Source organism: Nocardioides albus, from assembly GCF_014648255.1.
GTDB lineage: Bacteria > Actinomycetota > Actinomycetes > Propionibacteriales > Nocardioidaceae > Nocardioides > Nocardioides albus.
This window is the reverse complement of sequence record NZ_BMQT01000001.1, coordinates 628606-653176: the sequence shown is the minus strand read 5'-3', so window position 1 is coordinate 653176 and position 24571 is coordinate 628606. Positions and strand designations below refer to the sequence as shown.

Genomic DNA, 24571 nt, shown 5'->3' with positions numbered 1-24571 from the left:
GGTGTTGGTGCGCGACGACGCCTAGACTGGAACGGTGAACCCGCGTTACCGCCGACTGATCATTCCCGGCGCGCTGGTCGCCCTTCTCCTGGTGGTCGTCGTCGCGGGGGTGCTGAGTTGAGCAGGGAGTCCGAGCCGCTGCTGCGGGCGCTGAACCGGATGCGATCGGTGATCCTCGATCCCGACCAGCTGGTCAAGGCGGTCGCGTCGGGCAAGCAGCGTGGTACGACCCCGGAGTGGCGTCGCGCGGAGATCCGCTATGTCGACCTGAAAGCGGGGCGACACCTGCAGATCACGACGTACGACGCGACTCAGGCGTTCACCGCGAACCACCCCCTCGGCGATCCGACGGCGCTCGACGACCTGCTCGACGTGCCGTTCGCCAACTGGATCGTGACGACCGCGACCGAGCAGACCCAGATCCAGGCGAAGTCGCCGACGACGGCACTCGTCTCGACCACGGAGCTGACGGCTCCGGTCGAGGCCGAACGCGGCCATGACCAGGCGAAGGAGCGGCTGCTGCCGGAGTCCGACCCGGTCTTCCGGGTGCTCGGACTCTCGGACAAGGACGGGAAGCTGAAGCCGTCGCGCCAGGCGAAGTACCGCCAGGTCGAGGAGTTCCTGCGCCAGCTCGACGCCGCCCTGACCGACGCGATGAAGTCCGGCAAGGTCCGTAAGCCCACCGCCGAGGAGCCGCTGCGGATCATCGATCTCGGCGCCGGCAACGGCTATCTCACCTTCGCCGCCCAGCGCTACCTCACCGAGGTCCGCGAGCTGCCCGTCGTCGTCACCGGCGTCGACGTCAAGGAGCAGTCGCGGGAGCACAACACCCAGATCGCGGCCGAGCTGGGGGTGCACGCCGAGTTCGTGGCCGGGACGATCGACGGCGTACAGCTCACCGAGAAGCCAGACGTGGTGCTCGCGCTGCACGCCTGCGACACCGCCACCGACGACGCCCTCGCCCGCGCGATCGAGTGGGAGGCGCCGCTGGTGCTGGCCGCGCCGTGCTGCCACCACGACATCGCTGCCCAGCTGCGCAAGGCCCCGACTCCGGCGCCCTACTCCATGCTCACCCGCCACGGGATCCTCCGCGAGCGCTTCGCCGACACGTTGACCGACGCCCTGCGCGCATCGCTGCTGCGACTCGCCGGCTATCGCGTCGAGGTGGTGCAGTTCGTGGAGAGCCAGCACACCCCGCGCAACACCATGCTCCGTGCGATCCGCACCGGCTCGCCGGTCAAGGGCGGCTCGGTGAAGAAGGAGTACGACGAGCTGGTGGCCGAGTGGGGCGTACGTCCGAAGCTCGGCGAGCTGCTCTCCGAGCGATGAGCTCCGAGCGATGAAGGCCGTCGCCGCGGCCGCGGGCGCACTCGGACTGGTGCTGATCACGTCCGTGCCCGCGAGTGCCGCCGGCGACGACGTTCTCTTCGCCTTCACCGACCCGACGATCAGCGAGGCCAGCGCCCTGACGCCGCTCGGCAAGAGTCTGTACGCCACCACCAACGACTCCGGGGACAGCGGACGCGTCTTCACCGTCGACTCGAGCGGTGACACGGTCGGGGTGACCCACTGGGCCGCGGACCCGGTCGACGTCGAAGGCCTGGCGCCCGCCGGCCGCAACCACGTCTGGGTCGGCGACATCGGCGACAACAACAGCGTCTGGGACTCGATCAGGATCGCAAAAGTACGCGTCGGGCGGGGTGAGCGCACGGTCTCGCCGACCGTCTACGAGCTCGTCTACCCGGACGGCCCGCACAACGCAGAGTCCCTGCTGGCCCACCCCGACGGCCGCGTCTTCGTCGCCACGAAGGACTGGGGAGGCGGAAGCCTCTACGCCGTCCCGAAGCGTCTCGACCCCACCGGCCCCAACCGGCTGAAGGAGGTCGCCCCGGTCATCCCGATGGCCACCGACGGCGCCTTCTTCCCCGACGGAAAGCACCTGGTCGTACGCGGCTACTACTCCGCCACGATCTACGACTGGCCGTCGATGGACCGCGTGGGCTCCTTCCGGACCCCCGACCAGGAGCAGGGCGAGGCTATCGGCGTCACCCCGAAGGGCGAGCTGGTCGTCACCAGCGAGGGCATCCGTGCCGAGGTGATCAGGGTCGACCCCGAGCTGGTCGGCGAGGTGCTGGGCGACGACCCGTCCCCGACCACCGACCCGATCCCGGACGAGTCCGAGCCGGCGACCGACGGCGAGGCCGGCAAAGAAGGCGACGAAGGTGGCGACGACGACAACGGTTCCGCCGGCCCGATCGCCCTGGTAGCGCTCGCTGTCGCTGCGTACTTCATCTTCCGCAAGCGCAACTGACGCCGAGTCGGCTCGTTCTGACCGAGTTTCCCGCCGAGTCGGCTCGTCATGACGAGCCGACTCGGCAGGGTTGTGCGTCAGAACGAGCCGACTCGGCGGGTCAGAGGCGGTCGACGACCCAGTCGATGCAGGCGGTGAGGGCCTCGATGTCGGCGGCGTCGACGGAGGGGTACATCGCGATCCGGAGCTGGTTGGTGCCGACGCCGCGGTAGGCGTCGAGGTCGACGACGCCGTTCTCGGCGAGCACGCGGCGCAGCTCGTCCTTGTCGATGCCGGCGTCGAGCTCAACGGTGCCGACGACAAGGGAGCGGTGGGTGGGGTCCTCGACGAACGGTCGAACGTACGGCGCCTTCTCGGCCCACGCATAGAGCGCGTCCGAGGAGGCGGTGGTGCGGGCGACCATGGCGTCCAGCCCGCCGGAGGAGTTCATCCAGTCGAGCTGCTCGGCCATCAGGAAGAGTGTCGCGACGGCCGGCGTGTTGACGGTCTGGCCGCTACGGGACTGCTTGATCGCCTCGGTCAACGAGAAGAACGACGGGATGTGCCGCCCGCTCGCCGCGATCTCCTCGGCCCGCGCGATCGCGGCGGGGGAGAGCAGCGCCAGCCACAGGCCGCCGTCGGAGGCGAACGACTTCTGCGGAGCGAAGTAGTAGACGTCGCTCTGGGTCACCTCGAGCGGCAACCCGCCGGCGGCCGAGGTCGCGTCCACGATGGTGAGCTGGTCCGCACCCGCGCCGGCGGGACGTACGACCGGAGCCATCACACCCGTCGAGGTCTCGTTATGTGTCCAGGCGTAAACATCGACGTCGCCCTCGTGCGCAGGCACGGCCAGGGAACCCGGTTCGGCCGAGATCACCGACGGGTCGGCCAGCCACGGCGCCGCCTTGGCCGCGGAGAGGAACTTCTTGCCGAACGCCCCGAACACCGCGTGCTGGCTGCGTTCGCGCACCAGGGTGTATGTCACCAGGTCGAAGAACGCCACCGAGCCACCGTTGCCGATGACGACCTCGTAGCCCTCGGGAAGCGAGAACAGGTCGGCCAGCCCGGTCTGGACGCGGCGGACGAGATCCTTGACCGGCTGCTGCCGGTGAGAGGTCCCCATCACCGACACCCCGGTCGCGGCGAGCGCCTCCAGGCGGCCGGCGGGCACCTTGGACGGCCCGGACCCGAAACGTCCGTCGGCAGGCAGGAGGTCGGCGGGGATCTGCAGCGTCATGACCCCATTCTCGCAAGACGCGGGCGGTGGCCGGACGACGGCGTGGCTACTGAGACTCCCGACATTGGTCTTCCCCCGTGTCGTCAGCTCGTGTTGAGTAGGCTCACCCGCACCCTGCGGGCACAAGGGGAGGACCATGATGCGGACCACACTCAGGCTGATAGCGGCCGCGGCTGCGATCAGCACGGGCATCGGACTGGTCGGCGCGCCGAGCGCGACGGCGCGTACGACGCCCACGGGCCAGCCGGCAGGCCAGGCCGACAAGTCGAGTCTCGGTGCCGGCTACACGCCGCCGCCGATCGCATGGGGCGAGTGCCCGACGGCATCGCTGAAGCAGGCCGGAGCGGTCTGCGGGATGCTGACCGTCCCGCTGGACTACAACCGTCCGAAGGGCACCAAGATCCAGCTCGCTGTCTCCAAGATCGCCCACAAGACCTCGGACGCCGACGCCCAGGGCGCGATGCTGGTCAACCCCGGCGGTCCTGGCGGCTCCGGTCTCGGCCTGGCGCGCCTCGGCCAGTTCGTCCCGAAGCACGGCGGCGACCCGTACGACTGGATCGGCTTCGACCCGCGTGGCGTCGGCCGCAGCACTCCGCAGCTGAGCTGCGACGGCGACTACGCCGCGCCGGGGCGCCCCGCCTACGTGCCTGAGGGTTCGGCCACCGAGAGGTTCTGGTTGAGCAAGGCTCAGGCGTACGCCGCCGACTGCGGCAAGGCCAACGCCGAGTTCCTCGAGCACAACCGCACCACGGACACCGTGGCCGACATGGAGTCGCTGCGCAAGGCGCTCGGGGAGCGCAGGATCAACTTCTACGGGTTCTCCTACGGCACCTATCTCGGCCAGGTCTACGCCACCCTCCACCCGGAGCGGGTTCGCCGCTTCGTCTTCGACGGCGTCGTCGACCATCGGAACGTCTGGTACGAGGCCAATCTCAACCAGGAGCGGCAGTTCGACTCGAACATCGACATCTTCTTCGACTGGGTCGCCGACAACGATGACACCTACGGCTTGGGCACCGACGGGCAGAAGGTGCGCAAGATCTACTACGACACCCTCCAGCAGCTCACCGACGATCCCGAGGAGAACTTCGGCGCGGCCGACTGGAACGACGTCTTCGTGAGCGCGGCCTACTACGTCTACGACTGGGACTCCTACGCCCACATCCTGGCGGCAGCCGCGAACGGTGACTTGGCCCCGGCCAAGGAGTGGTACGGAGACCCGACCGGCCCCGGTGCCGACAACGGCTTCGCGGGCTACCTGTCCGTGCAGTGCACCGACGTCCAGTGGCCCAGCTGGCGCAAGCAGCGACGCGACGCTTACAAGTTGGCAGCGACCAAGCCGTTCCTGACCTGGAACAACACCTGGTACAACGCCCCGTGCCTCACCTGGCCGGCCCCGGCGAGCACGCCGGTGAAGGTCAACGGCCGCAAGGCGCCGGGCATCTTGATGATCCAGGAGACCAACGACGCGGCGACGCCGTGGTCAGGCGCGATCGAGGCGCGCAAGCGGTTCCCCCGGTCGGCGCTGATCGAGGGTGTCGGGGGCACCACCCACTCCGGTTCGCTCTCGGGCGTCGCCTGCACCGACGACCGGATCGCCGACTACCTGCTCACCGGCGAGCTGCCGCAGCGAAAGCCGGGCAACAACCGGTCGGACGTGAAGTGTGACCCGGTGCCGACACCCGAGCCGACCCCGGTCGAGGGCGCGGGTGTGGGCGCGGATGCGCAGAAGGCGGCCGGCGCAGCCAGCCGCCTCGGCTCGCTGCGTACGCAGCTGGTCGACGCTCAGCTCGTCAGTCGCTGACCTGCCCCATAGCGAGGCCGCGATCCCCTTCTTGGGGTCGCGGCCTCGCGCAGCCAGAATGTCCGCGTGAGCATTGAGATTCGCCGGGTCGCGTACGACCACCCGGATGCCCAGAAGCTGGTCGACCGGGTCCAGGAGTTCTACGTCGAACGCTACGGCGAACCCGACTACGACCCGACCGTGCCGGAGATGTTCGAGTCGCCCGCGGGCGCGTACTTCCTCGCCTACCTCGACGAGGTTCCGGTCGCCTCCGGCGCCTGGCGACGCTCCGGCGAGCCCGCCCTCGGGACCGTGGCGACCGCCGAGATCAAGCGGATGTACGTCGTCCCCGAGGCCCAGGGCAAAGGCATCGCGAAGCGGATGCTCGCCCACGTCGAGGCCTCTGCCCGCGCTGCCGGCTTCGAGGCGCTTGTCCTCACCACCGGCGGCCTCCAGTACGAGGCCATCGGGCTCTATGCCGCCAACGGCTACGTCGACGTCGAGCCCTTCGGGTTCTACAAGGACGACGACCTCGTGGTCTGCATGGCCAAGCGCTTCTAGCTCGACGGACGCGGCAGCGGAGCAGTGCGCTCGACGAGCCTCGGACGTACGCTCCGTGTCATGACAGATCCTCAAGAGATCGTGATCACCTTGTCGTCGTTAAGTCGACAGAGGTTGTGAAGCTGAGAGTGACCTATAGATCACTCTCAGCTTCACAACTCTGCTACTTCCCCCAGTCGGCGTTCCAGCCCTCGACCGCGTCGGCGGGGCGGGGAGCGGGGCCGGTGTAGACGGCGGACGGCCGGATGAGTCGGCCGGTCTTCTTCTGCTCCAGGATGTGGGCGGACCAGCCGCCGGTGCGGGCGCAGGTGAACATCGAGGTGAACATGTTGGCCGGGATCTGGGCGAAGTCGAGGACGATGGCGGCCCAGAACTCGACGTTGGTCTCCAGAACACGGTCGGGGCGGCGAGCCCGCAGCTCGGCGAGAGCGGCCTTCTCGAGCGCCTCGGCGACCTCGAAGCGGGGCGCGTTGAGCTCGCGGGCGGTGCGGCGCAGGACGCGGGCACGCGGGTCCTCGGCGCGATAGACGCGGTGGCCGAAGCCCATCAGCCGCTCGCCGGAGTCCAGGAGCCCCTTGACGTAGGCGGAGGCGTCGCCGGACTTCTCGACGTCCTCGATCATGCCGAGCACGCGCGAGGGCGCGCCGCCGTGCAGCGGGCCGCTCATCGCACCGATCGCGCCGGAGAAGGCCGCGGCCACGTCGGCACCGGTGGAGGTGATCACCCGGGCGGTGAAGGTGGAGGCGTTCATGCCGTGCTCGGCGGCCGAGGACCAGTAGGCGTCGATCGCGTGGGCGTGGGCGGGGTCGGCCTCGCCGCGCCAACGGATCAGGAACCGCTCGGCGAGCGTCTTGCCCTTGTCGACCTCGCGCTGCGGCACGATCGGCAGGTGGATGTCGCGGGCCGACTGGCCGGCGTACGACAGGACCATGACGGCAACCCGGGCGAGGTCCTCGCGGGCCTGCTCGTCGGAGATGTCGTAGGTCTGCCCGAAGCCGAACGCGGGCGCGAGCATCGGGATGGCGGCCTGGACGTCGACGCGTACGTCACCGGTGTGCACCGGCAGGTTGTAGGCCTCGGCGGGCGGCAGCCCGGGGCCGTATGAGCCGTCGATCAGCAGACCCCAGACGTTCTCGAACGGGACCCGCCCGACGATGTCCTCGATGTCGACCCCGCGGTAACGGAGGGCCGAACCCTCTTTGTCGGGCTCCGCGATCTGGGTCTCGAAGGCCACGACGCCCTCGAGACCGTGCTGTACCTGGCTCACTGCCGTCTCCCATTCTCCTAGTGTCGCTCCGCATTCTGCCCCACGCGTCCAGAAGATAGGCTCGACGGCATGGATCTGGCAGCTGAGCTGGCGGCAGCACGAGAGAACTACACCCGCAGCGGGCTGCACGAGGACGACCTCGAGGCGGACCCGTTCACGATGTTCGAGAGGTGGTACGCAGAGGCTCGTGATGCGGGCATCGTCGAGCCGAACGCGATGGTGGTCTCCACCGTCTCCGCCGACGGCGCACCCTCCTCACGGACCGTCCTGCTGAAGGGCTTCTCGACCGAGGGCTTCACCTTCTTCACCAACACCGCCTCCCGCAAGGGCTCCGACCTCGCTGCCAACCCGAGGATCGCCGTGCTCTTCCCGTGGCACCCGCTGGAGCGTCAGGTACGCATCGACGGGCTCGCCCGCGAGCTCTCGCGGGCAGACGTGGAGGCCTATTTCTCGCAGCGTCCGCGCGGCTCCCAGCTCGGCGCCCATGCGTCCCACCAGAGCCGGGTCGTCTCCGGCCGCGAGGAGCTGGCGGCGGCGTACGAAAGGGTCGAGGCGCAGTTCGACGGCCAGCCGGTCCCGGTGCCCGAGGAGTGGGGTGGCTACCGGGTCGAGCCGGAGCGGGTCGAGTTCTGGCAGGGCCGGCCGGGACGGATGCACGACCGGCTCGTCTACCTCCGCGAGGGCGAGAAGTGGCGGACCGAGCGGCTCGCGCCCTGACGACGTCTCAGGTTGTGACGGACGACCGGTAACGGCGGGGCTTCCCGTCCCCTAGGCCTGCGATGGTGTCGACACGACGAACGGTGACGTCGCGGGCGAGCATGGCACCGAGCCGTGCGGCGACCGCGTCGGCGTCGCCGCCGGCGATGGTCGCGACGACGCTGCCGTCGGCGGCCTGCTCGACGGACCAGCCGCGCGCGCCCGCGTCCTGGAGGTGCTGGGTGAGGTCGACGGAGGGGATCAGGGCGCCGGCCGGGGTGGTGAAGACGGTCGCCTCGCGACCTTCGAGCGCGTCGATGGCTGGCCTGCCGTCGACGCGAACCAGGCGGCCGGTGTCGCCGGTGCGGTAGCGGACCAGCGGAAGGAAAGCGTTCTCGCCTGCGGTGACGACGATCTCGCCGATCTCGCCCTCAGGGAGGGAAAGACCGTCGGAGCCGAGGACCTCCACGTGCACCCGCCGGTCGGCGACCAGGAACGGGCCGCCGTCGGTGCTGACCGCCACGGGACGGGTCTCGTGAAGGCCGTAGACGTCGAGGACCGGGCAGTCGAAAGTCCGCTCCAGGTCGGCGCGCAGCGTCGCGCTCAATGCCATCGCGGAGGAGATGATCGCGATCGGGCGTACGACCTCGCGGAGGTCGAGAAGATGCTCCAGCGAGGTGGGATGGCCGGAGATCACCTGCGGGTCGGCGTCTCGTAGGAACGCCCGCTGGTCCTCGGCCGCCCACTCGCCCGGATGCAGATTGACCCGCGCGACCAGGCTCTCGCCGAAGCCAGGAGCGACCGAGACGTACGTGAACGCCTGGCGCTGCCACACGACCTGCGCCACGGCGAAGCGAGCCGGATCCGGCTCCCAGCCGCCGGTCAGCCCGGCGATCAGATCGCGCAACCAGTGGAACCCGCGGGCCAGCTCGTCGGGGTCGTCGGGCATGACCAGCGCCGCCCCGGTGCTCCCCGAGGAGGTGCCGTGCAGCATCCGCCCGTAGTCGGCGTCCAGCGGCACGAACCCGCCGATGTCGTCGACCAGGTTCTGCCGGGTGACCAGCGGAAAGTCGGTGAGGGTCTCGAGCGGCCCCCGGTGCCGGCGGTACGCAGGGAGCGACCGCGCGACGGCCAGGTGCCGTTCCAACCATCCCGCGAGCGGCAGCTGGGACCGGGCCGCCTCCTGCTCGGCGCCGGTGAGCCGGTGGCCGACCCGGTGTCGCCAGACCGGCGCCGCGGGATGGGTGCTCGCTGCGGCCAGCCGAGCGGCGCCGACGACCGACAGCCCCGGCCAGCGCTCGGCGTCGGTGAGCGCAGCCGACGCCATCGGGGTGTATTCGGCCAGGTGAAGCGGGTCCGGTGTCTCGGTCAAGGGATCACTCCGGGCTGTAGCGGGTGGCGGCCTCACGCGCCCGCGCTTGCTCCAGGCGCCGCCGGATCTCCGAGCGGTGCTCCCGGTCGCGGCGGGCACGCTCCAGCGCCTCGCCGCGGGCCGCGGAGTCGAGCCGGGACAGGATCGCCCGGGCATTCTGCTCGCTCTCGCCGCCCGGGCACTGCCCGCACCACAACAGCAGGGTGCGGGCCGCCTCCTCCCGACGCTCGGCCTCCTCGACCCACCGCTGGGGTTCGACGACGGCGGCGAGCCGTAGCGACATCGCCAGCAGCGCCCGGTCGAGACGATCGAGCCGTAGGTCGGTCGAGAGCCGTCCGGCGAGCTCCTGGGAGGAGACCAGCCACAGCACGACGGCCACGCCCTGCCGGGCCGCGACCTTGGCGGTCGCCGCCGCCTTCCGTGCCGCCGCGACGACCGGTCCTCCGGACTCGTCCAGGACGTCGCCGGCCAGCGCCACGACGTCGACGGAGTCATCGAGGAACCACGACGGCGTGGTCGAGATCCGGGCCATCACCTCGTCCACCGTCGGGCCCGGTTCCAGACCGTTCCACGCGGCGTCCAGATCGAGCTCCTGGTCGAGCCATGCCCCGAACAGCTCCTCGTCAGCCACTGCTCGCTCCCTTCGCTGTTCCCGCGGTTCTGTATCCGGCGATCCGGGCAGCGAGCGCGGCGCACGCCGCGGGCGCCTGCAGCACGTCCGGGATCTCGGCCACGTCGTAGCCGAGACGCTCGGCCTGCTCGCGCCACTGCCCGCCCCAGCGTCCGATGATCATCAGCGACCCGGTGTCGATCACGCGTCGCACGGCAGCGGCCACACCGGCGTACTCCTCCTGGCCTCGGCCGAGGAACGTGTCGAGCCCGGCGTCGGAGAGCACCACGAGATGGCGCTGCCCCTCGGCGGGTCGTTGGACCTCGGGGTAGCGGGCACGCAGGAGGTCCAGCGGAAAGGTGGTGCCGCCGCCGAAAAAGGTGGTCAGCTGGCGCATGATCTCGACCCGGTCGCGCGTGTAGGTGCTGTCGCCGGCGACCTGTCCGGCCGAGCTCCATGAGGTGACCCGCACACGTCCACCGCCGCGCAGGACGGAGAGCGACAGGATCGTCCCGGCGACGATCGCCGCCGAGCCGCGCTGCGGATTGGTCATCGACCCGGAGGAGTCGAGATAGAGGTCGAGCAGGACGGGCTCGTGGTCCGGCTCCGGCTCGTCCGGGATGAACGTACGCCGCCGGGTGGTCACCCCGGGCACGAACACCGCTCCGGTCGTCAATGTCGCCGGCCAGTCGAGATCGGCCAGGTCGTCGCCGAGCTCCCACTCCTCCAACGGGCCGGGGATCGCGGGGCCGGCGGGGGCGAGTCCCCTCTGCACCAGCGGCTGCACGTGCGGACGCGCCTCGGCCTCGTACCAGGCCGCCATCACCGCGTTGGGGTCCGCGCCGGCCATCAGCTCCAGCGTCCGGGCCAGCCCGAGGGCCTGCCCGCTGCCGTCCGAGGCGGCCGGGTCTGCCGGGGTGCTGCCGTCGGCGACGACGACCTCGGCGTCCTCCGGATGGACCAGCGGCTTCTGCAGCCGCGGGTCGCCGATCGCCCCGGCGAGCTCGGCTGCGCTGGGGATGCCCGTCGAGTCCTCGTGGCACCCGTTGCCCTTGAAGCCCAGCAGCAGATAGGGCGCCATCACCATCGCCCAGGGCACCGCCCCGCTGATCGGGTCGGCTGCGAGCGTACGCACCACGTCAGCCACCGTCGTCGCATCGTGAGCCGGGTCGAGGCTCGCGCGCGGGTCGTACTCGAGCTCGTCGACGTCCCGCTTGAGCTGGTAGGTCTCGTGTCGTTGCTTCGACTTCGAGCCCCGCAGCCGGCGCCGGGCGTTGCGGAGCTGTTGGGCATAGTCCGTCTTCCACCGCGTCGGCGGCTCGGGCCAGGCGAGCTCGCCCTCGGGCAGCCGCCACAGATGCTCGTACGCCCGCTGCACCACCCACCACAGCTCGTTGTCCTCGGCGCCGCGAAGGCCCTTCGCCAACGTGGGTGCGGCCAGCGCCCGGGTGAGCAGCACCATGTCGGGGGTCTCGTCGCGGGCGAGCCGGGCGCGCTGGAGCTGCATCACTCGGTCGTTGATGAGCATGTCGGACCACAGGTTGGCGCAGAATCCGCTCGCGGCCGCGAGGTCCAGGCGGTGACGCCGGTCGTAGAGGTCGATCACCCGGGCCATCTGCTGGCGGATCTTCAGGGAGTCGACCCGAGTGCTGGGGGAGAGCACGTGGTGGCCGATCTCGTGTGCGAAGACGCTGGTCAGGTGGCCTTCTCCGCCGTGACGCGCGAGCTCGCCGGGGTCGACGTTCACCTCCGGCGGAAACCCGAACCAGGCGAAGCTGCCCTGGTCGGAGCGGGTGTGCACGACCGGGTCGTGGAGGTCGACGCCCCACAGGTCGAGGGCTTCCTCCCAGGCCTCGCGCTCGGCTGCGGTCGGCGCCCTCACGCGGCGTCCCGCACGACCTCGAGCAGGTAGGACGTGGGCACGCTGACCACCCTGATGTCCGTGGCTCCGGGACCGTCGACGGGCTCGCCGGCGTCAGCCGGGTCCTCGTCGGCGGGTGAGACCGAGTGGCCGAACAGATCGGCGTCGATCTCCCACAGCTCGTCACCGACCTCGACGAGCCACTGTCCTTCACCTGCCGCGATGACATCACCCGGGTGTGCCAGCCAGGGCCCACCGAGCCCGGCGAACCCACCGACCCGGGCGACCAGATAGGCACGGCCGAGGTGCTGCCAGGCGGGCCAGAAGAACCGGTCCGTACGCTGCCCCTCGAGGAAGCCGGCCACGTCGGAGCCCGGCATCCCGAGCGTCGCGCCGACGGCTTCCCCCAGGCCGGCGTCGAGGCAGGACGCCACCGCCCGGAGGGCATCCGCGCGCAGCCCGACGACCCCGGCGCGCCAGGCGGCGACGGCGGCCAGGTCCTGCCCGATCTCGATCGGGTCGGCGCCACGTCCTGCGAGCCCGGCGGCCAGAAAACCGCCGAACAGCCCGGTGTCGCCGCCCCAGCGGGCGACGTTCGCGACGGCCAGATCCAGGTCGAGCCCGGTCGCCGACGGCAGTGTCGCCGGTTCGCGCCGAACCGAGGCGTTCACGGTGTGGCCGGGACGCCGGATCATGAACCCTCCAGCCAGTGGAGGTAATTGGAGTAGCGCTGGTGGAGATACTTCAGCGCGACCAGGTCGTCGTAGTCGCGGCCGTAGATCTTGCCGACCTTCGAGATCCGGCCGACCTCAGACTCGATCCGGGTCAGCCGCTGCGAGACGGTCAGCCGGTCGAGCCCGTCCAGGCCGCCGCCGAGCTCGGCGAGCAGGTCGCCGACCGGATCGGCATTGTCGAGGCCGAGCGCGACGAACTGCTTCATCGCGGTGTCGAAGAGGTCGACCAGCCAGGAGGCCGGGTCGTGGGCGAGCTCCTTGTCGCCCGCCTCGAAGCGCGGGTGCTGCGGGTTGGGCAGCAGCTTCCCGCGGAGCACGAACGGCACCATGGCACGCACGTCGTCGAGCGCGACGGACGAGGCGCCACGGAACCACGCCGAGGCCTTGGCGTACAGGATCAGGGTCTGCAACGCCCGCACGGAGAGGCCGTTGAGCGTCTGCGAGCCGAGGTCGACGACCAGGTCGGCGCCGGAGTTGGCGTCGATCACCGCGCTCACGTCGCCGCCGGCGGTCGCGACGACGTCCTTGGTGCGGTACTCGAACCGCCGCCCGCCGTGCTGCACGAACTCGAACTGGCCGGTGAAGTACTCCAGCCTCCGGCGTACGTCCGCGGGCAGCGGCACCGCCCGGATGGCGGCCAGCATCGTCGACTGCTCGTCGGGGGAGAAGATCAGCGAGGACGGCACATGCTCCTCGGGTCGCTCACCGGCCTCGACCCGGGTGACCAGCTCGTCGAAGAAGCGGCCGTTGAAGCCGAACGCCTGCACGGTGACGTCGAGCCGGTCCTTGAGGGCCTGGATGACCTGGAAGGTGCCGCCGCCGGCGTCGTCGTTGGCGGTGAAGAACCAGCTCTCGACCCCCGCGGCCGGCGCGGTCCGGCGCAGCTGGTCGTGGCTCTCCACATAGCCCTCGGCGACCATGGTGAGCAGCGCCGACTGGGTCTTGGTGGGGATGCGGTTGTACTCGTCGACGATCTTGACGCGTTCGGTCAGCCAGGACTTCCAGGCGATCGTGATCTCGGCCAGCGAGCCCGCTGAGACGAGATCCCGCGGCAGCGGCAGACCGACCAGGTCCGAGACGGTCAGCTGCGGCTGACCCTGCTGGAGGTGGCGGCGTACGTCGTCCGGGGTCGCCCCGGCCAGCACGCCCATCAGCACCGCGAGGGTCGTCTTGCCGCGGCCCGGTCCGCCGATCATCAGGCACTTCCCGCCGACGGCGAAGGTGAGCAGCGGCAGCAGCACGTTGGAGGAGTAGGCCGGCTGCGTCGGCAGCGTGATCTCCGCGCCGGCGTCGCCGAGCGGGAACCGGTTGGCCTTCGCCGCGTCGAACTCGACGTCGTAGAACGGCGAGATCACCGCCTTGTTGACCAGCCAGAAATACGTACGCCGCAGCTTCTCGTCCAGCTCGACGGTCTCCTCCGGGGACCTGAAGAGGTCGGCGGCGGTGAGCCCGTCACGCGGCCCGCCGTGCTGGACGTGTGGCACGGTCGGCGAAGCCGACGTCTTCTGCCAACGATCGCTCACCCTTGTTCCTCGCTCATCTACCCAGCTCCTCCAATGACGGGCCGATCCGGTTGCTTCGCCCGAGCAGCGGCCCGAGAAATTCTTGGGTGGCGGCGAGCCGCTCCAGCACGCTGCCGCGGACCTCGATCCACGGCACCGGCTGCTCGGCCAGCACCTCGCGGAACCGCTCCTGCATCCCGTGCCGGACGTGCTCGCCGTCGCGCATCCCATCCTGCACGAACGGGATCTCGTCCCCGGTCAGGACGTACGCGACCGGCCGGTGCGCGGCGGCACGATCGAGGAGGTGGTCGGGCGTCGGGCCGACGTAACGCTCGTGCCACAGCGTGGTGGCCAGGACGTCGGTGTCGCAGACCAGGAGCGGCTTCGGGACCCGTCGCCGAGCCGCGTTCTCCCACCCGATCTGCCGGTCCACGATGAGGTCGAACTCGTCGCTGCGCCAAGGCCCGAACAAGCCACCGGGGCGGATCTCCGACCACAGCCGGCCGTACTCCGGGACGCAGTGAGTGCCCAGTTCAGCGGCCAGCTCCTCGGCCAGCGTCGTGGTCCCGGTCGACTCCGCGCCGAGCACGACGATCCGCTCGGTGAGCCAGGCGCGGACCGGAGCGGGCAGCTCGCCCCAGTGGGCGGCCGGGTCGCGTCGGATCGCGGTGCCGGAGACGGGGTTGAGCATCCGTCCCGGATCGACCTGGACCCAGGTCGCATCCAGCCGCCGGGCGAGCTCCTCGCCGTAGGCGTCGGAGGAGAAGACCGCGTCGACCGGGGCCGGGAGCAGGTCGGAGATGACGACCATGTGCTCGTCCCAGGCCTCCGGATCGTCGAAATCGACGCGGCCCTCGTCCATCGCAGCCACCACATGGGCGGTCGGGTGCTCCTCGCGGAGCCACTCCGCGCGCACCTCGAGGGGGATCGTCTCGACCTGAGCGCCGAGGAGCTCGACGGTGACCCGGTCGCAGGCGCGCAGCGCCGCGCGGACGAGCGCCTGGTGGCCGGCGTGAAACGGGTAGAACTTCCCGAGCACCAGCCCGTGCCGATAGGTGTCAGACACCCGCGGCCTCCAGCTCACGCGAGGTGACCGTCACCCGGCGCCAGTCCCGCAGCGCGACCAGGACGATCACGCAGAAGCCGAGGTAGAGCACCGCGGTCGGCCACAGTCCCTTGTAGGCGTACAGGCCGACGGAGACGACGTCGACGGCCAACCAGACCAGCCAGCACTGCCACCAGCGCCGGTTGAGCATGATCTGGGCGATCACGCTGCCCGCTGTCACGGTGGCGTCGGGCAGCTCGGTCGTCGAGTCGGTGAAGGCGTGCAGGACGTACGTGATCGCCACCAGCGCCACCACGAACCCCACTGCCAGGAGCAGCAGCGTCCGACCCGTGGCGGCGCCGACGAAGGCCTCGTCGCGGCGCAGGTGCGCCTCCGACTCGCGCCGCCGGGCCAGTGCCCAGTCGATCCAGCCGGTCACCGAGAGCACCATGAACATGATCTGCAGCGCCGCGTCGGCGTAGAGCGCGCTCCCGGTGAAGACGACCAGGTAGAGCGCGGTGTTCGCGATCCCCACCGGATAGGTCCACATGCTCCTCCGGGCGGCCAGGATCACGCACGCGGCCCCGGTGACGACCCCGGCGATCTCGACCCAGTGCGCTACCAGCCAACTCTGCATGGGCGAACACTAAGGGACGGGAAGGGCCCGGGTGCTCGAGATGAGCATCCGGGCCCTTTTCACGGCGGTAGCGATACCCGGCTGACCGGGTATCGCTACATCCGATCAGCGCTTGCCGACCGCCGCCTTGGCGTTGACGATGCCGCTGCCGTAGAAGCCGTTCGGCGCCTCGCCACCCTCACAGGTGTGGGTGGAGGTGGACGTGGTGCCGTCGGGCAGGTGGCGGACGTAGGTGAAGTCCGCCGGGGTCGGGCAGGCCTTGTCGGTGGCCGACTTGCTCAGGATCTTCTCGACCTTGGCGGGCGAGAGGGTCTTGCCGGAGCGGTCGCGCTTGCCGTACTTGCCGACGATCAGCGCGGCCACGCCAGCAGCGTGCGGGGAGGCCATCGAGGTGCCCTGCAGGTACTGGTAGTAGGAGCACTCGCCGCTGGAGCAGTCCGAGACGGCCCACGGCACCAGGACCTCGCCGGTTGCCGGGTCGATCGCGCCCTCGGCCACGGCCAGGTCGTAGGGGTAGGCGGCCAGGATGTTGGCGGCGTAGTCGCGCTTCCCGTCCGCGGTGTCGTACGCATCCCCACCGGGTGCCGCGACGTCGACGAAGCCGTCGCCGTAGCTGGAGTAGTAGGACTTGCGCTCGGACTGACCGGTGGCGCTCACCGCGATGACCCCGTTGCCCTCGGTGGGCATCGAGACGCAGGACTCCGGGTCGAGCATGTCGCGGACGTACGCAGCCTCGCCGGGCTCGCTCGCGAAGTCAGGGCTGCTCGCGTCGGTCTGCGGCTTGGTGTAGTCGATGGCCTGGTTGCCGGCGGCCGCGACGAGGGTGACGCCGCGGGAGCGGGCGTAGTCGAGACCACGCTGCATCGCGGTGATGATGGTGGCCTGCTCGGCGCGGTCCTCGGCGGAGTCGGCCGGGTGGCTGGTGCAGTTGAACAGCCAGGGGTCGACGTAGTAGCTCATGTTGACCACGTCGATGCCGTTGCTGCCGGCGTAGGTCAGCGCGTCGACGGACGGCTGCAGGAAGAAGTAGCCGGAGTCCTGGCCGACGCGCAGGTTGACGATGTCGGCCTGCGGGGCGACGCCGGTGATGCCGACGCCGTTGACCGGGGAGGCGATGGTCGAGGCGACGTGGGTGCCGTGGCCGTTCTCGTCGACGTCGGCCGCGTCCTCACAGGAGGCGTCGGGCTCCTCCGCGCACGGGCCGTCGACAGTTGCGCCGTTGGCGTCGACCGGGATGTCGGTGGTGAAGTTGCGGCTCAGCTCAGCGTCGAAGTTGGGCGCGATGTCGGGGTGCGAGCCGTCGACACCGGTGTCCATGATGCCGACGCGGACACCCTTGCCGCGCTCGGTCTTGTTGGCGGCCGCGGCGTCGATCTGCTCCATGTCCCACTGCAGACCGGAGAGCGGCTCCGAGGGGCCCTTCGGCTTCGGAGCCTTCGGGGACGTGCCCTTGGCGCCGCTGCGGAACTCGGTCTCGACCTTCGACACCTCCTGCTTGCGGGCCTTGTTCGCGGCGTCCGGGGTGGTGGCCCCCACCGCCCTGTCCTGGGCCGCGCCGACGAGCGCGTCCGAGGCGTTCGCCGCCTTGGCGAAGCCCTCGCCCGCGGTGACCGTCGCGACACCGATGGCACTGTTCTCCGAGACGATCTCGCCCCCGGCGGCCTTCACCGCGGCACGGGCGTCGGCGGCCGAGGATCCCTCGGCGTACGCCACGACATAGCGGACCTCCTGGTCGGAGGTGGCGTTGCCCGAGCTCGCCATGACGAGGGTGCCGGTGACCCCCAGCGCGACTGCGGTCGCGCCTGTCAACAACCTACGCATGCTGTCTCCATTCCGGATTCGGTGGTCGAGATTGTCGGGACCACCGCTGCCCTGGCCCCAGTCGGCCCGACAGTGCGCCCCAGCATGCCTTAGTAGGCATCGTGCCGAACAGGGTTTGGAGGCAGCGTCCTCTCTTTAATCGAGTTGTGAGTGAGTGCTCACTCACTTATCCTGTCTGGCGTGGATGAACGACGTACGCGGGCCAAGCCGATTCCTGCAGCCGATCGGCGTGCCGAGATCATCGCCGTGACCGAGGTGCTGCTGATCGAGCACGGCACGGCAACCACCACCCGGCTCATCGCCGAGGCGGCAGGAGTCGCCGAAGGCACGATCTTCCGGCACTTCCGCGACAAGCGGGAGCTCTATCGGGCAGTGGCCGAGAGCGTGTTCGATCCCGCCCGAGCAGGGCAGGCGATCGCTGAGGTCGTGGAGGGTGCCACTGACATCGAAGACAGGCTTCGCGCCGTCATCGACCTGCTCACCACGTCTTCCCGACGCGGCGTCCTGGTCATGATGGCGGTGCGCTCGACCCTGTTCGAGGAGACGACCTCCGAGGGTGCGCGCCCGCGCATGGGGCCGCCGGCGTTCGTCACCGAAGGCAACAACGCGCTCGTCGACAACCTGGCCCGGCTTGTCTTCGAGCCGTATGAGAGCGAGCTGCGACTTTCGCCGAGAAAGGCTGCGCTGGTGCTGCGCAGCCTCACGACCGGGTCCTGGTTCCCCGGCCTCAACCGAGAAAACCAACCGTTGAGCAGCGAGGACGTCATCGATGTGCTGCTCGGCGGGATTCTTATCGAGCACAGCCCTACCAGAGAGACCGCCTGAATGCTTCTCAGACTCCTTCGGGACTACCTGCTCCCCTACAAGAGGCTCTTGGTCGTCATCGCGATCCTGCAGCTCCTCTCGACCTCGGCGTTCATGCTGCTGCCCAGCCTGAACGCGGACATCATCGACAAGGGCGTGGCCGAGGGCGACACCGACTACATCCTCCGGACCGGCGCGATCATGCTCGGCGTGGCGCTGGTGCAGATCCTCGCCTCGATCGTCAGCGTCTACTTCGCTGCCCGCAGCTCGATGAGCTTCGGCCGCGACCTGCGGGCGGCGATCTTCGCGAAGGTCGGCTCCTTCAGTGCTCGCGAGGTCGGCCGCTTCGGCGCCCCGTCGCTGATCACCCGGACCACGAACGACGTCCAGCAGGTCCAGATGCTCGCCGTGCTCACCTGCACCCTCGCGGTGATGGTGCCGATGATGATGGTCGGTGGCGTCGTGATGGCGATCCGCGTGGACGCCGGGCTCTCCTGGCTGCTCGCGGTCGTCATCCCCGTGCTGCTGATCTCCATGGCCGTGGTCGTACGCGGCATGGTCCCCAACTTCCGCAAGGTGCAGGAGCGCATCGACGCGGTCAACCGCATCCTGCGCGAGCAGATCACCGGCATCCGGGTGATCCGTGCGTTCGTACGTGAACCGCAGGAGACCGAGCGCTTCGCCAAGGCCAACGACGACCTCACCGACGTCGCGCTGCGCGCCGGCCGCTGGATGTCGACGATGTTCCCGCTGATGATGCTGGTCATCAACGTCGCCAGCGTCGCGGTGATCTGGTTCGGCGGCATCCGGGTCGACAACGGGCTGATGCAGGTCGGTCCGCTGACCGCCTTCCTGCAATACCTGATGCAGATCCTGATGTCGATCATGATGGGCACCTTCATGCTCATGCAGGTGCCGCGCGCCTCGGTCTGTGCCGACCGCATCGCCGAGGTCCTCGACACCGAGAGCAGCGTGGTGCCGCCGGCCGCGGGCGTCACCGAGATCTCCCGGCGTGGGCACGTCGACATGGTGGGGGCCGGCTTCACCTACCCCGGCGCCGACCACCCCGTCCTCCACGACCTCACCTTCGAGGCCCGGCCCGGCCAGACCGTCGCGATCATCGGCTCCACCGGCGCCGGCAAGACGACCCTCCTGGGCCTGGTCCCGCGGCTCTTCGACGCGACGGCCGGCGTCGTCCAGGTCGGTGGGACCGACGTACGCGACCTCGACCCGGCCACCCTGCGCAGCAGCCTCGGGCTGGTGCCGCAGAAGGCCTTCCTCTTCACCGGCACGGTCCGGTCCAACCTGCTCCACGGCAAGCCGGACGCCACTGACGAGGAGCTCTGGCACGCGCTCGGGGTCGCCCAGGCGCGTGACTTCGTAGAGCGGATGGCGCCCGCGGACGGCACCGGTCTCGACGCCGAGATCGACCAGGGTGGCACCAACGTCTCCGGAGGGCAGCGACAACGCCTGGCGATCGCCCGCGCGCTGGTGCGGCGTCCTGACATCTATCTGTTCGACGACTCCTTCTCGGCGCTCGACGTCGCCACCGACGCCCGGCTCCGCGCCGCGCTCGCCCCCGAGACCCGCAACGCCACCGTCATCCTGGTCGCCCAGCGCGTCTCCACCATCCGCGACGCCGACAAGATCCTCGTGCTCGAGGACGGCGCCATCGTCGGTGAGGGCACCCACGAGGAGCTGCTCGCGGCGAACGCGACCTACCAGGAGATCGTCTCTTCCCAGCTCAGCGCAGAGGAGGCGGCGGCATGAGCGACCCGCGGAATGTTCACCGAGGTAACTCGGTGAGCGCTCACTTCCTTCGTGGAGTTCCGCGAAGGAACTGCATCCACACCGAGGTAACTCGGTCAGCATCCTCCGAGGAGGCCGCAGCATGAGCGACCAGACGAACGGCCAGATGAAGAAGACCGAGCGGATCGTACGTCCCCAGGGCGGCCCCGGCCCGATGGGCGCGGGCGGCGCGGTGGGGGACAAGGCGATGACCTTCGTCCCCTCGGCCAAGCGCCTGCTGCGCCGGATGGCGCCATACAGGCTCCACGCCGCCGCGACCATCGTCCTGGCCGCGATCAGCGTCACGCTGATGTCGCTGGGGCCGTGGCTGCTGGGCAAGGCGACCGACATCATCTTCGGCGGCATCTTCTCCCGGGAGCTCCCGGCCGGCGTCACCCAGGAGGAGGCGGTCGAGGGGCTGCGGGCCCAGGGCGACGACAGGGTCGCCGACATGCTCTCCGGGATGGACTACGTCACGCCGGGCCAGGGCGTCGACTTCGACGCGCTGCGCAATGCGCTGCTCGTGGTGCTCGCCGTCTACCTGGTGGCCTCGCTGCTCTCCTTCGTGCAGGGCTGGATCCTCAACTCGGTCGTCCAGGGCACCGTGAAGGGGCTGCGTGAGGACGTCGAGAAGAAGGTCCACAACGTCCCGCTCTCCTACTTCGACAAGCAGCCGCGCGGCGAGCTGCTCAGCCGGGTCACCAACGACATCGACAACATCAGTCAGACCCTGCAGCAGACCTTCAGCCAGGTGCTGACCGCTCTGTTCACACTGGTCACGGTGCTGTTCATGATGTTCTGGATCAGCCCGGTGCTGGCCCTGATCGCGCTGCTCGCTGTGCCCGTCTCGCTGGTGGTGACCGGCGCAGTGATGAAGCGGTCGCAGGGACAGTTCGTGGCGCAGTGGCGCCACACCGGCAAGCTCAACGGTCACATCGAGGAGACCTTCTCCGGCCACGACCTGGTCAAGGTCTTCGGGCGTCAGGAGGAGGTCGAGAAGACCTTCGCCGAGGAGAACGACAAGCTTTTCGCCGCGTCCTTCAAGGCACAGTTCATCAGCGGGATCCTGATGCCGCTGATGATGTTCGTCGGCAACCTGATGTTCGTGGTGGTCTGCGTGGTCGGATCGCTCCGGGTCGCCAGCGGAGCCCTGAGCCTGGGTGAGCTGCAGGCCTTCATCCAGTACTCGCGCCAGTTCACCCAGCCCATCACCACCCTCGCCTCGATGATGAACCTGCTCCAGTCGGGCGTCGCCTCGGCCGAGCGCGTCTTCGAGCTGCTCGACGCCGAGGAGCAGTCGGCCGAGGTCGGCACTCCGCGGAACGGCGCCGGAGCCGGCGAGGTCCGGTTCGAGCAGGTGAGCTTCTCCTACGACAAGGACAATCCCCTGATCGAGGACCTGTCCCTGGTGGCTCGCCCCGGGCAGACCGTCGCGATCGTCGGTCCCACGGGTGCCGGCAAGACCACCCTGGTCAACCTGATCATGCGCTTCTACGAGCTCGACGCCGGCCGGATCACCCTCGATGGTGCCGACATCGCCTCGATCCCAAGATCCGACCTGCGTGAACGCACCGGCATGGTTCTCCAGGACACCTGGCTCTTCGAGGGCACGATCCGCGACAACATCCGCTACGGCCGGCCGACCGCGACCGACGAGGAGCTGCTCGAGGCGGCCCGGGCGACGTACGTCGACAGGTTCGTGCACTCGCTGCCCGACGGCTACGACACCCTGGTCACCGACCAGGGCGGCAACCTCTCGGCGGGCGAGCGGCAGCTGGTCACCATCGCCAGGGCCTTCCTCGCCGAGCCGTCGCTCCTGATCCTCGACGAGGCGACCTCCTCGGTCGACACCCGCACCGAGCTGCTCCTGCAGCACGCGATGGCAGCACTGCGCTCGGACCGTACGTCCTTCGTGATCGCCCACCGGCTCTCCACGATCCGCGACGCCGACCTGATCCTGGTCATGCGCGACGGTGCGATCGTCGAGCAGGGCAACCACGCCGAACTGCTCGAAGCCGGCGGCGCGTACGCCGAGCTCTACCAGTCGCAGTTCAGTCACCCGCTCGTCGAGGAGGAGCCGGCGACGGCGTGAAATAAACCCTTTGATCCCGATGTCGCTCGGCGCCTACCGTTGAGGCACACGGGAAAGGAGGTGATCCGATCAGATGAAGAACGATTGGATGCGTGAGGTGGCTGCTCGCTAGCAGCCCTCCAACCAGGATGGGGCTGGCAATTCACCAGCAGCCACCCGACCCGCAGGCGTACCGGACTCATCCACCGGGTTGGCCACCCGGCCCGCCTGCGGGTCGCCCCGTTTTCGGACTCGTACGCGACTCGATCCATGGCACAAGTTGGTTTTAGCAACTAAACCGAAGTACATTGGTTGCCGATATTCAACCAATGTGAGCGAGAGCCGAGTCAGTCCTTGTCAGAGTCCCACCAGTCTTCGCAGGCCATCGTCGCGCCGGAGATGACCCACCGCCAGATCATGGAGGTCCTCTCGGGCCTGCTGATGGCGCTCTTCGTCGCCATGCTGTCCAGCACGTCGGTCGCGAACGCGCTGCCGCGGATCGTCACCGACCTGGGTGGCACCCAGAGCGGTTACACCTGGATCGTCGTCTCGAGCATGCTGGCGATGACCGCGACCACGCCGATCTGGGGCAAGCTCGCCGACCTCTACAACAAGAAGATGCTGGTCCAGGTCGCGCTCGGCCTGTTCATCGTCGGTTCGGCGATCTGTGGTCTGGCGCCGTCGATGCCGGTCATCATCACCGGACGTGTCATCGCCGGCCTCGGCATGGGTGGCATCGTCGCCCTGATCCAGGTGATCATCGCGATGATCGTCTCCCCGCGTGAGCGCGGTCGCTACTCCGGCTACATCGGCGCGGTGTTCGCCCTGGCCACGGTCATCGGCCCGCTGGTCGGCGGCGTGATCGTCGACTCCTCGTTCGGCTGGCCCGGCGTCTTCTACGTCGGTGTGCCGTTCGCGGTGATCGCCTTCGTCCTGCTCCAGAAGACCCTGCACCTCCCGCACGTACGCCGCGAGGTCAGCATCGACTACCTCGGTGCCTTCCTGCTCGTCGCAGGGGTCTCGGCGCTGCTGATCTGGGTCACGCTGGGTGGTGAGTCCTTCGAGTGGGCCTCGCTGACGTCGTACGCCCTGGTCGCGGGCAGCATCGTCGTGCTCGCCCTCGCGATCCTGGTCGAGGGAAAGGTCGCCAAGGAGCCGATCATCCCGCTGCGCCTCTTCCGCGACCGGACGATGGTGCTCTCCACGTTCGCCTCGTTCTTCGTCGGTGCCGGGATGTTCGGTGCGACGGTCTACCTGCAGCAGTACTTCCAGACCGCTCGCGGCATGACCCCGACCCACGCCGGTCTGATGTCGATCTGCATGGTGCTCGGGCTCTCCACGGCGGGCATGGTCACCGGCCGGCTGATCAGCTCCACCGGTCGCTGGAAGCGCTACCTGATCTTCGGCGGCACCATGCTGCCGATCGGCCTCTACCTGCTCAGCACCATCGACGAGCACACGAACCTGGCCGTGGTGGGTGCGTTCATGGCAGTGGTCGGCCTCGGGGTGGGGGCGACCAACCAGAACCTCGTGCTCGCGGTGCAGAACAACCTCGACAACCGCGACATGGGCGCGGGCTCCTCTGTCGTCGCCTTCTTCCGCTCGATGGGTGGCTCGATCGGCATCGCCGCGCTCGGCGCCGTGCTCTCCCACCGGGTCGAGGACGTCATCACCGACGGGATCCCGGAGCTGGTGGCCAGCGGGAAGGTCACCCCCGAGGAGCTCCAGAGTCTGCAGAGCGGCGGCCTCGCCGACCCGGCGAGCATGCCGAGCGCGGTGCAGGCGCTCTACGAGCACGCCTTCGCCGTCGCGACCGCCGACCTCTTCCTGGTGGCCATCCCGTGCGCACTTCTCGCCCTGGTCGCTATCGTGGGCATCAGGGAGGTCCCGCTGAAGACGACCGTGGACGATCTCCCCGAGAAGAAGGCCCTCGCTGAGGCCGAGACCGAGGTCGAGGAAGCTGTGCGGAGATGACTGCCACCGACGAGTCCGCTGAGAGCGACCAGATCGACGCCACCCGGGTGGAGGCGCTGATCCGGCTCGAGGCGGAGCTCGGAGTCTTCCTGCGGCGCGGGAAGCGGGCGATGAGCGCCCGTGGACGGATGCTCCACCCCGACCTGCCGCCGGGCGGCTACATGCTGCTGACCTGGTTGGCCGAGCACGGCCCGGTGCGCGCCTCGGCTCTCGTAGACGGCCTCGGCATCGACAAGGGTGCGGTCAGCCGGATGGTGCAGACGATCATCGACCTCGGCCTCCTCGAGCGCCACCCCGACCCGGAGGACGGTCGCGCCAGCCTGGTCTCGGTGACCGTCAAGGCGCGCGAGGGGCTCGACCGGGTGGCGCGGGAGCGCCGCGTACGTTTCAACGACCGGCTTGCCGACTGGAGTCCGGACGACATCGACCAGCTCAGCGGTATGCTGTCTCGATACAACGAAGCCCTCGAACGCCAGGGCTCCTAAGGGATCGCCCTCACGATCTCCGCTGCAGGTCGC

At 69.5% G+C, this 24571-nt stretch carries 20 protein-coding genes; 10 read left to right on the top strand and 10 right to left on the bottom strand.

What is annotated here, in order from left to right; all coding sequences use genetic code 11:
• Window positions 1–117: 117 nt before the first annotated feature.
• Window positions 118–1329: a class I SAM-dependent methyltransferase gene (locus tag IEY84_RS02960; protein ID WP_229788246.1), complete on the top strand. Its 1212-nt coding sequence runs from the start codon at window positions 118–120 to the stop codon at window positions 1327–1329.
• Window positions 1330–1339: 10 nt separating this feature from the next.
• On the top strand, window positions 1340–2311 hold the full coding sequence (locus tag IEY84_RS02955) for a hypothetical protein (RefSeq protein ID WP_183542063.1): 972 nt from the start codon (window positions 1340–1342) through the stop codon (window positions 2309–2311).
• A gap of 100 nt (window positions 2312–2411) precedes the next feature.
• Here IEY84_RS02955 and serC read toward each other — a convergent pair whose 3' ends face one another.
• Window positions 2412–3527 carry a phosphoserine transaminase gene (gene serC / locus IEY84_RS02950; RefSeq protein ID WP_183542061.1) on the bottom strand — a complete coding sequence of 372 codons (1116 nt, stop codon included), beginning with the start codon at window positions 3525–3527 and terminating at the stop codon, window positions 2412–2414.
• 139 nt (window positions 3528–3666) lie between these two features.
• On the opposite strand from serC, the gene IEY84_RS02945 reads away from it, so the two are divergent.
• Window positions 3667–5331, top strand: coding sequence for an alpha/beta hydrolase (locus IEY84_RS02945; RefSeq protein WP_183542059.1), 1665 nt, complete (start codon window positions 3667–3669; stop codon window positions 5329–5331).
• A gap of 66 nt (window positions 5332–5397) precedes the next feature.
• A complete protein-coding gene (locus IEY84_RS02940) occupies window positions 5398–5871 on the top strand; it encodes a GNAT family N-acetyltransferase (protein ID WP_183542057.1) in 474 nt (157 codons plus the stop codon).
• Window positions 5872–6034: 163 nt separating this feature from the next.
• Here the strand turns inward: IEY84_RS02940 and IEY84_RS02935 are convergent, their stop codons facing one another.
• A complete protein-coding gene (locus IEY84_RS02935; RefSeq protein ID WP_183542055.1) occupies window positions 6035–7138 on the bottom strand; it encodes a citrate synthase 2 in 1104 nt (367 codons plus the stop codon).
• 69 nt (window positions 7139–7207) lie between these two features.
• Here IEY84_RS02935 and pdxH point away from each other — a divergent pair, with 69 nt between their 5' ends.
• On the top strand, window positions 7208–7855 hold the full coding sequence (gene pdxH, locus IEY84_RS02930; protein ID WP_183542053.1) for a pyridoxamine 5'-phosphate oxidase: 648 nt from the start codon (window positions 7208–7210) through the stop codon (window positions 7853–7855).
• A gap of 7 nt (window positions 7856–7862) precedes the next feature.
• Here pdxH and IEY84_RS02925 read toward each other — a convergent pair whose 3' ends face one another.
• The 8 genes from IEY84_RS02925 to IEY84_RS02890 form a co-directional block, all read right to left on the bottom strand.
• Window positions 7863–9206 (bottom strand): phenylacetate--CoA ligase family protein, encoded by a 1344-nt coding sequence (locus IEY84_RS02925; RefSeq protein WP_183542051.1) that lies wholly within the window; start codon window positions 9204–9206, stop codon window positions 7863–7865.
• 4 nt (window positions 9207–9210) lie between these two features.
• On the bottom strand, window positions 9211–9837 hold the full coding sequence (locus IEY84_RS02920) for a phosphohydrolase (RefSeq protein ID WP_183542049.1): 627 nt from the start codon (window positions 9835–9837) through the stop codon (window positions 9211–9213).
• Window positions 9830–11698 carry a DUF58 domain-containing protein gene (locus IEY84_RS02915; RefSeq protein WP_183542047.1) on the bottom strand — a complete coding sequence of 623 codons (1869 nt, stop codon included), beginning with the start codon at window positions 11696–11698 and terminating at the stop codon, window positions 9830–9832. The genes IEY84_RS02920 and IEY84_RS02915 overlap by 8 nt, the downstream gene beginning before the upstream one ends.
• On the bottom strand, window positions 11695–12372 hold the full coding sequence (locus IEY84_RS02910) for a potassium transporter Kef (protein WP_183542045.1): 678 nt from the start codon (window positions 12370–12372) through the stop codon (window positions 11695–11697). Before IEY84_RS02910 ends, IEY84_RS02915 begins: the two co-directional genes overlap by 4 nt.
• Window positions 12369–13934 carry a MoxR family ATPase gene (locus IEY84_RS02905; RefSeq protein WP_183542043.1) on the bottom strand — a complete coding sequence of 522 codons (1566 nt, stop codon included), beginning with the start codon at window positions 13932–13934 and terminating at the stop codon, window positions 12369–12371. The genes IEY84_RS02910 and IEY84_RS02905 overlap by 4 nt, the downstream gene beginning before the upstream one ends.
• Window positions 13935–13947: 13 nt before the next feature.
• Entirely contained in the window at window positions 13948–14979 is a 1032-nt protein-coding gene (locus IEY84_RS02900; RefSeq protein ID WP_183542040.1) for an AAA family ATPase, read from the bottom strand.
• Window positions 14972–15595 (bottom strand): nicotinamide riboside transporter PnuC, encoded by a 624-nt coding sequence (gene pnuC / locus IEY84_RS02895; RefSeq protein ID WP_183542038.1) that lies wholly within the window; start codon window positions 15593–15595, stop codon window positions 14972–14974. Before pnuC ends, IEY84_RS02900 begins: the two co-directional genes overlap by 8 nt.
• A 105-nt stretch (window positions 15596–15700) precedes the next feature.
• A complete protein-coding gene (locus IEY84_RS02890) occupies window positions 15701–17416 on the bottom strand; it encodes a S8 family peptidase (protein ID WP_183542036.1) in 1716 nt (571 codons plus the stop codon).
• A gap of 180 nt (window positions 17417–17596) precedes the next feature.
• Here IEY84_RS02890 and IEY84_RS02885 point away from each other — a divergent pair, with 180 nt between their 5' ends.
• The 5 genes from IEY84_RS02885 to IEY84_RS02865 all read left to right on the top strand — a co-directional run bounded on the left by IEY84_RS02885 (window position 17597) and on the right by IEY84_RS02865 (window position 24538).
• Window positions 17597–18241 carry a TetR/AcrR family transcriptional regulator gene (locus tag IEY84_RS02885; protein ID WP_183542034.1) on the top strand — a complete coding sequence of 215 codons (645 nt, stop codon included), beginning with the start codon at window positions 17597–17599 and terminating at the stop codon, window positions 18239–18241.
• On the top strand, window positions 18242–19990 hold the full coding sequence (locus tag IEY84_RS02880; RefSeq protein ID WP_183542033.1) for an ABC transporter ATP-binding protein: 1749 nt from the start codon (window positions 18242–18244) through the stop codon (window positions 19988–19990). It abuts the gene before it with no gap.
• A gap of 121 nt (window positions 19991–20111) precedes the next feature.
• Window positions 20112–22100 (top strand): ABC transporter ATP-binding protein, encoded by a 1989-nt coding sequence (locus IEY84_RS02875; RefSeq protein WP_183542032.1) that lies wholly within the window; start codon window positions 20112–20114, stop codon window positions 22098–22100.
• Between the two features lie 333 nt (window positions 22101–22433).
• Entirely contained in the window at window positions 22434–24053 is a 1620-nt protein-coding gene (locus IEY84_RS02870; RefSeq protein WP_221208443.1) for an MDR family MFS transporter, read from the top strand.
• Window positions 24050–24538 carry a MarR family winged helix-turn-helix transcriptional regulator gene (locus IEY84_RS02865; RefSeq protein WP_183542031.1) on the top strand — a complete coding sequence of 163 codons (489 nt, stop codon included), beginning with the start codon at window positions 24050–24052 and terminating at the stop codon, window positions 24536–24538. Before IEY84_RS02870 ends, IEY84_RS02865 begins: the two co-directional genes overlap by 4 nt.
• The last annotated feature ends 33 nt before the right edge of the window (window positions 24539–24571 follow it).